Annotated in this window: 9 protein-coding genes and 1 tRNA gene; 3 read left to right on the top strand and 7 right to left on the bottom strand. The window is 36.1% G+C overall.

The window, feature by feature from the left end; all coding sequences use genetic code 11:
* The first annotated feature begins 138 nt into the window (after window positions 1-138).
* The gene (gene lysS, locus LB452_RS00370; RefSeq protein ID WP_224459745.1) at window positions 139-1,830 is read left to right on the top strand and encodes a lysine--tRNA ligase; all 1,692 of its coding nucleotides are present in this window, start codon (window positions 139-141) and stop codon (window positions 1,828-1,830) included.
* Between the two features lie 181 nt (window positions 1,831-2,011).
* On the opposite strand, the gene LB452_RS00365 is transcribed toward lysS, so the two are convergent.
* A complete protein-coding gene (locus tag LB452_RS00365; RefSeq protein ID WP_224459744.1) occupies window positions 2,012-2,629 on the bottom strand; it encodes a polysaccharide deacetylase family protein in 618 nt (205 codons plus the stop codon).
* A 5-nt stretch (window positions 2,630-2,634) separates the two neighbouring features.
* Entirely contained in the window at window positions 2,635-5,955 is a 3,321-nt protein-coding gene (locus LB452_RS00360) for a glycosyltransferase family 117 protein (protein WP_224459743.1), read from the bottom strand.
* A 175-nt stretch (window positions 5,956-6,130) separates the two neighbouring features.
* Between LB452_RS00360 and LB452_RS00355 the strand changes: the two genes are divergently transcribed.
* Window positions 6,131-6,203 (top strand) — tRNA-Gln (locus tag LB452_RS00355).
* A 751-nt stretch (window positions 6,204-6,954) separates the two neighbouring features.
* Here LB452_RS00355 and infB read toward each other — a convergent pair.
* From infB to rimP, 3 genes are read right to left on the bottom strand one after another with little or no spacing between them, the layout of a single operon-like run.
* Window positions 6,955-9,744 carry a translation initiation factor IF-2 gene (gene infB, locus LB452_RS00350; protein WP_224459742.1) on the bottom strand — a complete coding sequence of 930 codons (2,790 nt, stop codon included), beginning with the start codon at window positions 9,742-9,744 and terminating at the stop codon, window positions 6,955-6,957.
* Window positions 9,745-9,799: 55 nt separating this feature from the next.
* Window positions 9,800-11,035 carry a transcription termination factor NusA gene (nusA, locus tag LB452_RS00345; protein ID WP_224459741.1) on the bottom strand — a complete coding sequence of 412 codons (1,236 nt, stop codon included), beginning with the start codon at window positions 11,033-11,035 and terminating at the stop codon, window positions 9,800-9,802.
* 7 nt (window positions 11,036-11,042) lie between these two features.
* Complete coding sequence (rimP, locus tag LB452_RS00340; RefSeq protein WP_224459740.1) at window positions 11,043-11,516, bottom strand: ribosome assembly cofactor RimP; 474 nt, start codon at window positions 11,514-11,516, stop codon at window positions 11,043-11,045.
* 136 nt (window positions 11,517-11,652) lie between these two features.
* On the opposite strand from rimP, the gene LB452_RS00335 reads away from it, so the two are divergent.
* Complete coding sequence (locus LB452_RS00335; protein WP_224459739.1) at window positions 11,653-12,489, top strand: universal stress protein; 837 nt, start codon at window positions 11,653-11,655, stop codon at window positions 12,487-12,489.
* Here the strand turns inward: LB452_RS00335 and LB452_RS00330 are convergent.
* Together LB452_RS00330 and LB452_RS00325 are read right to left on the bottom strand one after the other, a co-directional pair.
* Window positions 12,486-13,937 (bottom strand): AsmA family protein, encoded by a 1,452-nt coding sequence (locus LB452_RS00330; protein WP_224459738.1) that lies wholly within the window; start codon window positions 13,935-13,937, stop codon window positions 12,486-12,488. The two genes, LB452_RS00335 and LB452_RS00330, sit on opposite strands and share 4 nt — an antisense overlap.
* A gap of 57 nt (window positions 13,938-13,994) precedes the next feature.
* Window positions 13,995-14,786, bottom strand: a complete 792-nt coding sequence (locus tag LB452_RS00325; RefSeq protein ID WP_224459737.1) for a universal stress protein — start codon at window positions 14,784-14,786, stop codon at window positions 13,995-13,997.
* Window positions 14,787-14,789 lie beyond the last annotated feature (3 nt).

Genomic DNA, 14,789 nt, shown 5'->3' with positions numbered 1-14,789 from the left:
TCCTGCCTGCGTGATGCAGTCAGGCAGGTCAGAATAAAAAGAAAAGATTGGAACAAATCTTAAAATCTTTAATCCCGGGTTTATAAAAGAAATTGTTGGATTGTCTTTATCTTTGCGGTTTTAGAAAATTATACACTCATGCAATTATCAGAACAAGAACGCGTAAGGCGAGATAAACTGGCTACTCTTAGGGAAATGGGCATCAATCCGTATCCTGCTGCTCAATTTGATTATACTCATACCTCCAAACAAGTAAAGGAAAATTTTAAAGAGGGTGAAAAGGTGGTGGTTGCTGGTCGTCTGGTCTCCCGTAGGATTCAGGGGAAAGCATCGTTTGCAGAATTGCAGGATGGGGAAGGTCGCATCCAGGTGTACTTTAACCGCGATGAGATTTGCACGGGCGAAGACAAGACTTTGTACAATGAGGTGTATAAGAAATTGCTGGATATCGGTGATTTTATAGGCATTGAAGGGGAGCTGTTTACCACACAGGTGGGAGAGCAAACCATCAAAGTTTTGGACTTTCAATTGTTGAGCAAAGCTTTGAAGCCGCTTCCTCTCCCTAAAAAAGACAGGGAAGGGAATGAGTACGATGGGTTTCATGATGCGGAGCAGCGTTACAGACAACGCTATGCCGATTTGGCGGTGAATCCTGATGTGAAAGAGATTTTCAAAAAACGCTCGGCTTTGTTTACAGCCATGCGGGATTTCTTCAACGCGCAAGGCTATATGGAGGTGGAAACGCCAATTTTACAATCCATTCCTGGTGGTGCTGCGGCGCGTCCGTTTATCACGCATCACAATGCTTTGGACATTCCGTTGTACTTGAGAATTGCTAATGAATTGTACCTGAAACGCTTGATTGTAGGTGGCTTTGATGGTGTGTATGAGTTTTCCAAAAACTTCAGAAATGAAGGTATGGATAGAACGCATAATCCAGAGTTTACAGCGATGGAAATCTACGTGTCTTACAAAGACTACAACTGGATGATGGAGTTTACCGAGAACTTGCTGGAGCATTGTGCTATGAAAGTTAACGGAACAACCAAAGCTAAGTTTAAAGATCATCACGTGGACTTTAAAGCGCCGTATAAGCGTGTGACGATGACGGATGCGATTATAGAATATACAGGATTTGATATTACGGGCAAGTCTGAAGAGGAGCTGAGAAAAGCAGCTTTGGACATGGGCTTGGAAGTGGATGAGACCATGGGAAAAGGTAAGTTAATCGATGAAATTTTTGGAGAAAAGTGTGAAGGCAACTACATAGAACCTACGTTTATCACCGACTATCCCAAGGAAATGAGTCCGTTGTGTAAAGAACATAGAGACAATCCGGATCTGACTGAGCGTTTCGAACTGATGGTGTGTGGAAAGGAAATTGCCAATGCCTATTCAGAATTGAATGATCCAATCGATCAGCGTGAGCGTTTTGAAGAGCAGCTGAAATTAGCCAAGAAAGGTGACGACGAAGCGACTGAGTTTATCGATTATGATTTCTTACGCGCTTTGGAATACGGCATGCCGCCAACCTCAGGTTTGGGAATTGGTATGGACAGGTTGATTATGTTTTTAACCGATAATCCATCTATTCAGGAAGTTTTATTCTTCCCGCAAATGCGTCCGGAAAAGAAAAAAGTAGAGCTTACTGAGGAGGAAAAAATAGTTTTAGAATTACTAAAACAAGAATCTCCACAAGAGTTAGAAGCTATCAAGTCAGCTTCAGGACTGAGTAATAAGAAATGGGATAAAGCTATAAAAGGATTGAGAAGTAAAGATCAGGCTACGGTTGATAAAACTGACGAAGGTTTGTTTGTAAAGTTGCTGTAAGTATTTATAATCTTTTCTTCGTGCTCTCTGTGCCTCTGTGGTTTTATTTACCACAAAGGCACAGAGAGCACGAAGAAATTAAAAAGTTTTTGTCACTCCGACGAAGGAGAAATTTTCGATCTCGGCTTGGTGAAAGATCCTTCACTTTGTTGCACTTCGTTTAGGATGACACTCGTTTATTCTAAAGCTTAATGCTCTTAAACTTATACTCTTTAAAAGTTTTCAGTGTTTTCTCTAAAGCATACTTCATGTTTTTTTCAGCCTTGAGACTGTCGTGAAAAACAACAATGCTGCCAGGTTTCGCATTAGTTTTTACTCTAAGAAAACAATCTTCTTTTGAAACCTTGGCATCGTAATCTTTACTAATAACATCCCACATAATAATATGCTGATTGTCTTTCAGTATGGCTTTGGCTTGCGCTGAAGTGCATTTGCCGTAAGGAGGTCTGAATAAATCTTTTGGCGTTGAGTACTTTTCGACCTCCTTTTTACAACGTTCGAAATCGTTTAGATAGTTTTGGAAGCTAGTTTTCCAGCCATTGATGTGATGAAAAGTATGATTGCCGACAGAATGTCCTTCTGCGATAATTTGCTTAAATAGTTCAGGGTGTTTTCTTATGTTATCTCCGATACAAAAGAAAGTAGCCTTGGCATTGTAGTTTCTTAAAGTATTCAATACCCATGAAGTGATTTCTGGAATAGGTCCATCATCAAAAGTGAGGAACATCTCTTTTTCTTGAGTTGAGATGTTCCATACTCGTTTTGGGAATAGTGGTTTTAAAAAGTCACTTGACTTCAAATTATTTATTCATTTGGAATTTGATCTGGACTTAATAAACCTTTACTGGAACTGTCTTTTTCGATTTCTTTCATTTCCTCTTCATTCAGTTCTTTCAATAATTCCTCATCAACATTTTCTACTTCAGAATCCTGATAAAAATGACTGAACTTCTCTAAATAAGAGTTGAACTCTGCTGCCTTGTCTTTTACTAATTCGTTGTCTTGGTGAATGATTAAAATATCGACCAGGCTTCTGTATTTTTCAATTTCAGTGAAAATCTTTTCCGCATGTTCTACTTGGTTTTCGTAACTCATACCAGCATAATAATCGAGCCATTCCTGGTAATTTGTAGCAAGTTGCTCCCAAATTTCTCTTGCTTTTTCAGGTTTATCAATTTGATAATAACCTGTCACAAAAGGTTCAACCAATTGATAATACTGGTAATGCTTTACAGGGATATGTTTCATACCCAAGTTGAGAACATCTTCAGCTTTGTCAAGCTTATTTACTTTTATTAATTTTTCAACTAAGCGTGCAAGATTACTTCTGTAGGTAATTGCATTTTTACGGGTTTCAGGATCATGGTAGATATCATCGCTTCCACTATTTCCCCATTCCCAATTCATGACGATATCGTACATTTTGTCTTCGTCAATACGACCCATATCAAATGGATTGTTAGGGTTCACAGGTGTCTTGATAGGTGTGAGCTTATAAGTCACCCCTTCGAGCTGGAGATAATCTTTCATCCAGAGATAGTCTTCATCCCTAAAGCTTCCTCCGGTAAAGTAAATAGGCCTATCCCAATCATTATTAGCTAATAAATCTAGCATCATCAAATTAGGTTTATAAACCAGATTATCTTCAAGAGTGATGTAAATGTTAGATTCGATTAAATCAGCATCTTCCGGCTTTACAATACCATTATTAAGAACCTTTTCCTTATCGACTGGAACTCTTAAATTTTTGGTTGGGAAAGTATTGATTACCAGTCCGCTTTGTAATTCGGCTTTTGTGGTTTCGTTATCACTTTTGATATACTGTATAAACTTATCTATACTAAGTGTATCGCTTATTCTTGGATCTTCTTGAAACCATACGGCATCATTGGTTCCATACTTGTAATCATCATGCTCCAAAGTGGTTTTAATAGGCTCACTTTCATAAGCTTTCCTTCTCATCTGGTCAATATACCAATCAGTGGCGAATAAACTAGTATTGATAGTTCTTACATCGGTTCTGTAACCTTCTATTTCCTGTGCATACCACAATGCAAACGTATCATTATCCCCAATAGTGAATAAGATGGCATCTTGATCTACAGAATCCAAATACTTTTTAGCCATGGCAAGAGTAGTGTATTTGTCTGAACGGTCGTGGTCATCCCAATTTTCTGAAGCCATTAAAACCGGCACGCAAAGCAAACAGATTATTCCTACTGCTGGGGCCACGATTTTAGGGGTAATGTATTTCTTCAGATAATGAAACAAGGCGTAAACTCCCAGACCAATCCATATAGCAAATACATAGAAAGACCCAACGAGTGCATAATCTCGTTCTCTAGGTTCAAAAGGCCGTTCATTAAGATAAATCTTCAGTGCTATTCCTGTAAATAAAAATAAAACCGTCAGCACCCAAAAGCGTTTGACATCCTTGGACGCATGAAAAAAGAGACCGATTAACCCTAAGATAAGTGGTAAAAAATAATAAGTATTTCGTGCTTTATTTTCAGCTAAATCTGAAGGGAGATTTTCTTGTGTTCCCAATCTGTTTTCATCTACGAAATTGATTCCACTTAGCCAGTTGCCGTCAAAATTTGTGTATTTCCCTTGATTGTCGTTTTGTCTTCCGGCGAAATTCCACATAAAATACCTCCAATACATGTAGCCCATTTGAAATTCAAACAGATAAGAGAAGTTGGACGCTGTTGAAGGTTTTTCAATGTCTAAATACTGATTGAAGCGTTTTAAAAAACTGATATATCCATCTGAAGACACTTCCCCCTTTTGGAAATCCGACCTAAATGTATTGACTACAGACACCAGTTCTTGTTCTCCTCTATACTCTGGTTTTATAGAAAATTCCAATGGTCCAGTGAACATCATATAATTAGAAGCGTGCTGAGTGCTCCACATTCTTGGAAGGAAGGTTTTGTGAGCAGCATCAGAATTCTGCTTTGCATTCTTGAAGTCGTTTATGATGACATATTCGCCTTTCTCTTCATCTTTTTCATAAATAGGATCTTCATCGAGATAGGGATTATCAGGATCTAATCCTGCGAAGATCTCTGTAAATTGAGGGCCATAAAATAAATGGGTTTCAGGATATTGATCTCTGTTATAATAGGCTAGCAGTTGCTGAGCACTACTTGGATTATTTTCATTGATTACTGTTCCAGCATTTGCTCGAATAGGCAACATGATCCAGCTCGAAAATCCTATGAAAACAAATAAAATACAAAGTAAGACTGTATTGATATGGATATAGTTTTTCCGTCTTGTGTAGTTAAGTCCTAGATAAAATGCGGATATGACAAGTAAGCCTGCGATGATGGTTCCCGAGTTGAAAGGTAGTCCTATGCTGTTGACGAAAAACACCTCCACCTTAGCGAAAAATGTAAGTGTGTAGGGGAGGAGTAGTTTAAATATAAAAAGCAAAATTCCAACAACGACTAAATTGGCGACTATGAAATTTTTTACCGTAATTTTTTTATAATTTTTGAAATAGTATAAAAAGCCTATAGCTGGAATGGTTAATAGTCCCATGAAGTGAACACCGAAAGACAATCCTATGATCAAGCAAATTAAAATTAACCAACGATTCCCTCTTGGCTTATGCATGTCTCTTTCCCATAATAAGCCTACATAGAACATTGCAGCCATTATGCAAGCCGCCATGGCATAGACTTCAGCCTCCACAGCACTAAACCAAAAGCTATCAGTGAACGTGAACGTAAGTGCACCAATAAGACTGCTTGCTAATATGGCTACGTCTGAAGCATTTGTTTTAATTTCGTTAGTTTTAGTAAGCTTCTTTAATAAAAGAGTAATAGACCAAAACATAAACAAAATAGCAAATGCACTAGCAACTCCAGACATAAGGTTAACCATAAAAGCAATCTGACTTTCATCTGAAGCAAACATTGAAAAGAAGGCTCCAAATATCTGATAAAAAGGGGCGCCTGGAGGATGGCCAACCTGAAGTTTTGCTGAAGTTGCAATGTATTCACCAGCATCCCAAAAGCTAGCCGTGGGTTCTGTTGTGAGATAGTAAGTTATAAAGGCTACCAAAAAGGCAAACCAACCTAATAATTTATTCCAAAGTGAGAAGGCATGCTTGGTCATTGAAAATATTTTGGACGAAAATAAACATTTATAAAAACTTATAAACGCTTGATATTGTTTATTATTTCAACTAATTTTAAATGAATTCTGGGAACTTTTAAAATTTTAAAAAATAATTTTCAAAATGGGTTTGGTGGTATGAAAGTTAGTTTTATATTTGCACTCCAATAATTATTGGCCTATGGTGTAACTGGCAACACGTCTGGTTTTGGTCCAGAAGAGTCTAGGTTCGAGCCCTAGTAGGCCAACTTAAATTAAAACCGATTTCTTAATTGAAGTCGGTTTTTTTATTTTCTGGTAGAGAGTATTTAAGGGCGAGAACCTGCCCGTCCGTTCAGGCGGGGTTTATCCTGAGTCCCGATGAGTATCGGGATCGAAGGGAGCCCTAGTAGGCCAACTTTATTTTAATCCGGTTTCTTAATTGAGATCGGATTTTTTTCTCAAATAGAAAGTTTAGAATGATGAGTCCCGAGGTGCCTTGATATCCCGTGATAGATTTCAAGGAAATGAAATAACCGTAGAAATCTTATACGGGGAAGCTCTAATAGGCGAATTTGATTCAAAAACCGTTTTCTTAATTGAAAGCGTTTTTTTTTAATAAAATCCTCACAATTATACTTATTTATTTTCTTGCACTTTAAAGACAGTTTTAAAATCGACTTATTTCTAGTTACCTCTATGAAGGTTCCTGAGTTGAAGTTTATCAGGATCTATGAAATTTTATTCTAAGCGGAAAGTAAAATTTATTAAATAAGATGACTCATAGATAACTTAAACTCCACTATGCTAAGGCATAAAAAAAAGCTGATGATTAATCAGCTTTTTTATTCTGAGCTAGTTACTCAAACATAGGATGAAACATAATAGATAATATCTTATAATGCTACATCGTAAAATTATAACTTAACTCAAGCTCTGTCAATACCTGTTATTAGGTATCTTTTATAAAAAAAGCCCCACGTGATGTGGAGCTTTTCATATTTATAAAAAACTGATATTTTATTTCAACTTCTTTTTGACCTCCACTTCCTGGAAAGCTTCTAGAATATCTCCTTCTTGGATGTCGTTATAATTTTTCAACTGCATTCCACAGTCGTATCCTTTAGAAACTTCTTTAACATCGTCTTTGAAACGCTTCAGAGAAGTTAGAGTACCAGTATGGATGACAATTCCATCCCTTATGAGTCGGATTCCAGAATTTCTGTAAATTTTTCCTGTTAACACCATACAACCGGCGATCGTTCCAATTTTTGAAATCTTGAAAGTTTCTCTGATTTCTGCAGTACCTGTAATCTCTTCTCTCAATTCTGGAGAAAGCATACCCTCCATAGCATCTTTGATGTCATTGATGGCATCGTAGATGATTGAGTACATTCTGATATCGATTTCTTCATTATCTGCGAGTGTTCTAGCATTACCTGCTGGTCTCACGTTAAATCCGATAATTACAGCTTCAGATGCTGAGGCTAGAAGTACATCACTTTCTGTAATGGCTCCAACACCTCTATGTATAATGTTGACTTGAATTTCTTCAGTTGATAGTTTTTGTAAACTGTCTGTTAATGCTTCTACAGAACCATCCACATCTGCTTTTAAGATAATGTTCAATTCTTTGAAATCTCCCAAAGCAATACGTCTTCCAATTTCGTCCAGTGTAATATGTTTCTGCGTTCTTACACTTTGCTCCCTTTGAAGTTGATTTCTCTTAGAAGCTATATCTTTTGCTTCTCTTTCATCCTGCATCACTTGGAAAGTGTCACCTGCTTGTGGTGCGCCATCAAGACCAAGTATCGATACTGGTGTAGACGGTGTTGCTTCTTTTACCTTGTTACCACGCTCATCCTGCATAGCTTTTATCTTACCACTTGTGGTACCAGCTAACACATAATCTCCAATTTTTAAAGTACCTGTTTGTACTAAAATTGTAGAAACATAACCTCTACCTTTATCTAGGAATGCTTCAACAACACTACCTTTGGCAAGTCTATTAGGATTAGCTTTAAGGTCTAATAATTCAGCCTCAAGTAAAACTTTTTCCAATAGTTCTGGAACACCAGTACCATGTTTTGCTGAAATTTCTTGAGATTGAACTTTCCCTCCCCAATCTTCTACTAAAAGATTCATGTTGGCTAAAGACTCTTTTATTTTTTCAACGTTAGCTGTAGGTAAATCGACCTTATTGATTGCAAAGACTATTGGCACTCCGGCAGCTTGAGCGTGAGAAATTGCTTCTTTTGTCTGAGGCATCACGTCATCATCTGCCGCAATGACAATAATTGCAATATCTGTTACTTGTGCACCTCTGGCTCGCATTGCTGTAAAAGCTTCGTGACCAGGAGTATCAAGGAATGAAATAGTTTCACCTGTTTTAATTTGTACACTATAAGCACCGATGTGCTGAGTAATACCTCCGGATTCACCGGCAATTACGTTTTCTTCTCTAATAAAATCCAGTAAAGATGTTTTACCGTGGTCGACGTGACCCATGACGGTCACAATTGGAGCTCTTGGTTTTAGATCTTCAGGATCTTCTGCAACAGTCTCAGTCGGATCTTCGACTTCAGCACTTACAAATTCAACTTCGTAACCAAATTCTTCTGCTACAACACTTAAAGTTTCTGCATCCAGTCTTTGATTCATTGTTACCATCATCCCAAGAGACATACAAGCAGAAATAATCTTAGTTACAGGTACGTCCATCATCGTGGCAATTTCATTGACACTTACAAATTCAGTAACCTTAAGGATCTTACTTTCTTTCTCCTGTTGAGTGATATCATCCTGAGAACGCTGTTTGTGCTGATCTCTTTTATCTCTTCTATATTTTGCTCCTTTTTTACCTGAAGATCTACCTTGAAGTTTTTCTAAGGTTTCTCTTACTTGCTTTTGTACTTCCTCAGGGGTAGGCTCTTCCTTTTGCACAGGTTTTGCACCTCTTCTTGAAGATGGTTTTGCAGCACCTCTTTTGCCAGCAGGCTTGTTTGCTCCTGGTGAAGTGTTTGTCTTAGAAATACGTTTACGCTTTCTTCTTCTTGAAGCAGCTTCTTTCTCTTTTTCCTTCTCCTTTTCTTTTTTAGTTGGTGCTTTTTTGAATTGATTTAAATCAATTTTTTCACCTGTGAAGTTAGGCCCGGATAGCTTTGTATACTGGGTCTCGTGTTTAACTTCTTCTGGAGTTTTCTCCTCCTCTTTGTCAGATTTCTTAATCTGAGGTTTTTCATCAGCTTTTTTCGGAGTCTCTTTTGCGGTAGTTGTTTGAGCAGGTTTTGAAGACTTTTCAGACTTATCCGATGTTTTTTTGCCTTTAGGGTTTCCTCTTTTTTCATCTTTAAGCTCAATTTTCCCCACTTGCTTTAAGCCAGAAATTTTGGACTTGGACCTGATAGTTTCTTCTTCTTCCTGATCTGCTTTCTTAGAAGCTTCTTCTGCTTTGGATTTATCTTCTTGCTCTTTTGCTTTAGCAGCCTCTATCTTTTTCTTATTTTCTTCAGCTTGACGCTCTCTTCTGGCTTCCTCTTCTTTTTTCTTTTCGAGCTCCTGCTCTCTAGCAAGACGCAATTCTTCCTTTTCCTTTTTGCGTTCTTCACTCACCTCTTTGGAAGCTACTTTTTTGCTTTTATCAGTTTCGAACTTGTCTGATAAAACCTCGTAAACTTCCGAAGAAATCTTCGTTGTAGGTCTTGCTTCAATTTCGTAGCCTTGAGTATTTAAATATTCCACAGCACGATCTAGTGAAATGTTAAATTCTCTCAGTACTTTATTTAATCTTGTTTGTTTTGATTCAGCCATAAATTGCCTCTAATATTAGCTCTTATATAATGTTACAAAGATGAGTTTAAATAATCTATTCTTCAAACTCTTCTTTTAAAATTTTGATTACGTTCATAACAGTCTCTTCTTCCAAATCTGTTCTTCTCACGAGATCACTTACTTCCAATTCTAAGATACTTTTTGCAGTATCCAAACCTATTCTACTAAATTCTTTAATCACCCAGTCTTCAATTTCATCTTTGAATTCTGTCAATTCAACATCCTCTTCTTCAATTCCGTCTCTGAAGACCTCTATATTATAACCTGTAAGTTGGCCAGCTAGTCTGATGTTGTGTCCACCACGACCTATAGCTTTTGAAACCTCTTCTGGTTTTAAGGTAACCTCCGCATATTTCTTTTCTTCGTCCAGCTTGATATTAACAATCTTTGCAGGACTTAAAGCTCTCTGTATATAAAGTTGTGGGTTATTGGTGTAGTTGATTACATCAATATTTTCATTCCCTAATTCTCTTACAATTCCATGTATACGAGACCCTTTCATACCTACACAGGCTCCAACTGGATCTATTCGGTCATCATAAGTATCAACGGCTACTTTAGCTTTTTCACCAGGAATTCTTACTGCGTTTTTTACAGTTATCAATCCGTCAAAAACTTCAGGTATCTCTTGTTCAAACAATTTCTCCAAGAACATTGGTGATGTTCTTGACAATATGATAACTGGTTTATTACCTTTAAGTTCTACTTTTTCGATGACACCTCTGATATTGTCACCTTTTCTGTAAAAGTCAGAAGGGATCTGATGTTCTTTAGGTATGATAAGCTCATTTCCATCATCATCCAAAAGGATAACCACATTATGTCTCACGTGATGAACCTCAGCGGAATAAATTTCACCAATTAAATCTTGGAAATATTTGAAGGTGTTGGTGCTGTCATGTTCATGTATTTTTGAAATCAGGTTTTGTCTTAGGGCAAGAATTGCTCTACGGCCTAATTGAAAAAGCTTCACTTCTTCGGAAACATCTTCACCAACCTCAAAATCGGGTTCTATCTTTCTGGCATCGGTAAGGGAGATTTCAGCATTATCATCTTCAACTTCACCGTCATTAACAACAATTCTATTTCTCCATATTTCTAAATCGCCTTTATCTGGATTGATAATAATATCAAAATTATCATCTTGTCCAAACTTCTTTTTCAAAGCGTTCCTGAAAACGTCTTCTAGAATAGCCATTAAGGTTACTCGATCTATTAATTTATCGTCTTTAAATTCAGAAAACGAGTTGATCAAATCGATATTTTCCATAATATCTTTATTTGTTAAAATTTATTATAACTTGAGCTTTTACGATATCATCGAAAGCTATTTTTGCTTCTTTCTGCACTTTATGTTTACCCTTGCCAACAGGTTTAGGTTCTTTAGCTACCCACTTAAGGTGGATAATATCATCTTCAACGCCTATTAAATCAGCTTCAATTTTCTCTTCTTCTGTAACTACAGACAACTTCCTTCCGACATTTTTTTGATATTGTCTGATGTATTCCAGTGGTTCGGTAGCGCCACATGAAGCTACTTCCAGCGAGAAATCTTCAATTTCCCTATCCAGATTATGTTCTATGGCTCTGCTGATGTTCACACAATCTGAAATGGATAGATCTCTATCACCATCAATTATAACTTTGATGTTATTACCACTAGAAATTTGTAAATCAATTAGGAATAGACTTTCATCCTCTTGAAGACCCTCTTTTACCAAGGTCATTATTTGCTCTTTATCTAAAGCCATTCAATACTTATAAAAAGAGGGGACTAATTTGTCCCCTCATATTCAAAACTTTGCAAATGTAATAATAATTTATCAGTTATAAAAGAGCCTGATTTTTTATAATTTAAAGTAATTTAGGAACTATATATGATTTAATATGAAAAGAATTCTTGTTCCTACAGATTTTTCCTTACCTGCAGATAATGCACTCAAAGTAGCTGCGCAAATTGCAAAAAAATATGATGGTGAAATTTATATTCTTCATCTGCTGGAGCTACCTCTGCAACTCATCGACCCGCTCAATGAAGGAATAGGCGGTGACCTTCCTGAGTCGATGTTTTTCCTGAAGCTTGCACACAAAAAGTTTGCTGAGTTACTGGACAAGATGAGTTATCATCTTGAAGGAATCAAAATCCATGAAGTTGTAGAATTCAATTCTACTTCAGATGGTGTTCTTTCAACGGTTAAAAAATACGATTGCGATATCATAGTCATGGGATCCAACGGTTCTGATTGTTTGCAAGACATATTTATTGGTTCAAATACCGAAAAAGTAGTCAGGTCTTCAAAAATACCTGTTTTAGTCATCAAAAAAGAGATGCCCATTTTCAAGATTGAAAACTTTGCATTTGTATCAAATCTTACAATCAAGAATAGAAAAGCTTTTAAATCAGCTTTTGAATTTTCAAAAATTTTAAATGCTCAATTGCATCTTGCCTATATAAATACTCCAAACAAATTTAAAACTACAGAGGAGATAGATTCCTTTTTAGATGAATTCATAAGTGGTATCAACTACGACATTTCTCAATTTCATATTTATAATGATGTGACTGTTGAGAGAGGAATTCGAAATTTTTCATCCAAAATTAATGCGGATTTAATAGGAATTGGAACTCATGGGAGGAAGGGTATTTCACACTTTATTAGCGGCAGTATCGCTGAGGGTGTTGTAAATCACGTACAAACGCCAATACTAACTTTTAAGATTTAAAGCAAAGATTTTTTAAGACCTTGGAAATGAAAGTTCCAAACGTAATTCCAAAAAGATTTGGTGTTATCCCTCTCTAATATTTCAATCTTGTGTTTGTCATCAACATCTTTATTCTTCACAAATACATTGCTTAATAGACTAGCAAAATTATTTTTAGAACCATCTTTTTTAATAATATTCAATTTAAGTTTCTTGTAAGCAATTGAAAAGTCACCGTTCATTTTACTGTTATTTCCAATTATATTTGTTTTAATATCATTGATCTCACCACCCAATTTCATGCGCATTGCAGGGCCAAAAAAGTCATTGATTGAAGAATCTTTGATTTGTCTTAAGTGTGTTGACACATAAAACTGCTCATGATCTGGAACAAAATTATAGTTAAATAAGATTTCAGAATTATCTGTAAACTTTGCATTCGCCTGAACTTTTATATTTGGATGATCGGCTTTCAAAGAATTATGAATGTTTGTAATTTCAGCTTGGATAGAATTAAATTGAATCTGCCCCGGCTTAAGGTCTTTATCAATTAATTCCTGGTAGGTGAGGTTTAGGTTAGAAACTAGCAGAGAGTCAATAGATAACTTGAAGTTTAAATTTCTTAAACTTTCACTATACAAAGTTTTGATAGACATGTCGTCTGTAATTGTTTTATCCCTGTAAATATTGAAGGAGGTAGAGTCAATTGAGATTTTATTGAAAACGATGCTTTTTAAGTTGTCCTGGTTTTCAAAATCAAAACCACTTGCTTGAATGGTTTTTGATTTTAAGGACATCAAATCCTTCTCAGTCTCAATATACTTTACATAATTACTTTTTTTGAATTTCGGTTCTATACTGAATTCGCTAAGGGTAAATCTAGCATTATCGTATAAAAACTTTTCACTTTTAAGATCATGTAAGAGGTCGAGTTCTTGTCTTAGATCTTCTCCTTCAATTCTCAAAGTTTTATTTCCAAGCCATGAGAAATCTTCCAAACTTGACCATTGTAGGTCTTCAATTTCAAGTTTTAAATTTGAAATTTCAAAAGCGGCTTTGTTTTCTTTCCTAATTCTAATTTTGGAATTTTTTAATTGCAACTTATCGATTTGAGTGAAGTCTAGTTTCTTGTTTGAGATTTTTTCAGAATCTGGAGACGAGATTATTTTTAGATCAAAGCCGTCTGCATCAACGCTTTGAATCTTGATTTTACTATTAATTATGTAATGAATTAAGTCCAAATCGATATCAATCGTCTCGATATAAATCTGTTTCCCGTCATCGCTAAAATCAACATCTACTAGCCCCAAATTACCAGTTAGAGAGTTAATGCTTATGCTAGAGTAGGTCAGGTTTTTTTCTTCAGATAATAAGGTATTAATTCTTTTGCTCACCAAAAAGTTGATGGACAGGTAACCTGCAATAACTAGAATCAGAAAAATAAGAATGTAGCGTAAATAAATTTTCATGTTCAATTGATTAGGATTTTTGAAATTAAACAAAAAAAATCAACCGAATATCAAGTCTTATAACTTCCTGGAATCGTGCAGGAATAGAATAGGTGTTTCTGGACGACAAAGCGAGCTTTGGGAAGTGCTGAATAAATCCTGAAAAATGCTCAAATTTTTGGCCATGACCATAACCAAATCAAAGCCTTCGATGCAAGAAGCTTTGGTAGTAGAGTAAATTTCTTTCACACTTTTAAATTCTAAAGAGTTTATTACTTTAGAAATTAATTCTTTAGAATGTTTTCTGTTTGGGCCCAAAGTTTTATTTAAGCCGGTTGGGAGAAGGGAAAGATGCGTTTGGTTAACAAAAGGTAGAGAGGTCAAAATATTAAAAATGCTATAATCCGAAGTAATGGAGAAATCTGTTGGTAATAATGCTTTTTGTGGTAGTTTGATAATTGATTCTTCAGGAACCAAAACTACCGAACATTTCACTTTTGTAATGATTTCCAAAGTTTTTTTATCAAAGAAAAGACCAGTATTGTATCCGCCTTTGTTTGAGTTCCCTAGCATAATTAAATCTGTGTGTTGTTCTGCTATAACATTGCGTATACTTTCAATATAGGCGCCTTCTATAAATTTTAGTTGTATTTGGTCAACATGATAGCCGTTCAGCTCTAGAAGATTTCGATCTTTCTTCAATTTTTGATTGAAAACGACACTGCATTTCCCGCTACAGCTTTCGCTTTCACAAGGTGCTTTGATGTGTAAAATTGTAAAATTGACCTTTTGATTTTTAAAAAGCGTTCCAGCATAATCCAACATATGGCTGGATGCAGATGAAAAGTCTGAAAGCAATACTACATTCATAGG

The organism is Psychroflexus longus (genome assembly GCF_020164595.1).
GTDB lineage: Bacteria > Bacteroidota > Bacteroidia > Flavobacteriales > Flavobacteriaceae > Psychroflexus > Psychroflexus longus.
This window is presented reverse-complemented; position numbering and strand designations above follow the sequence as displayed.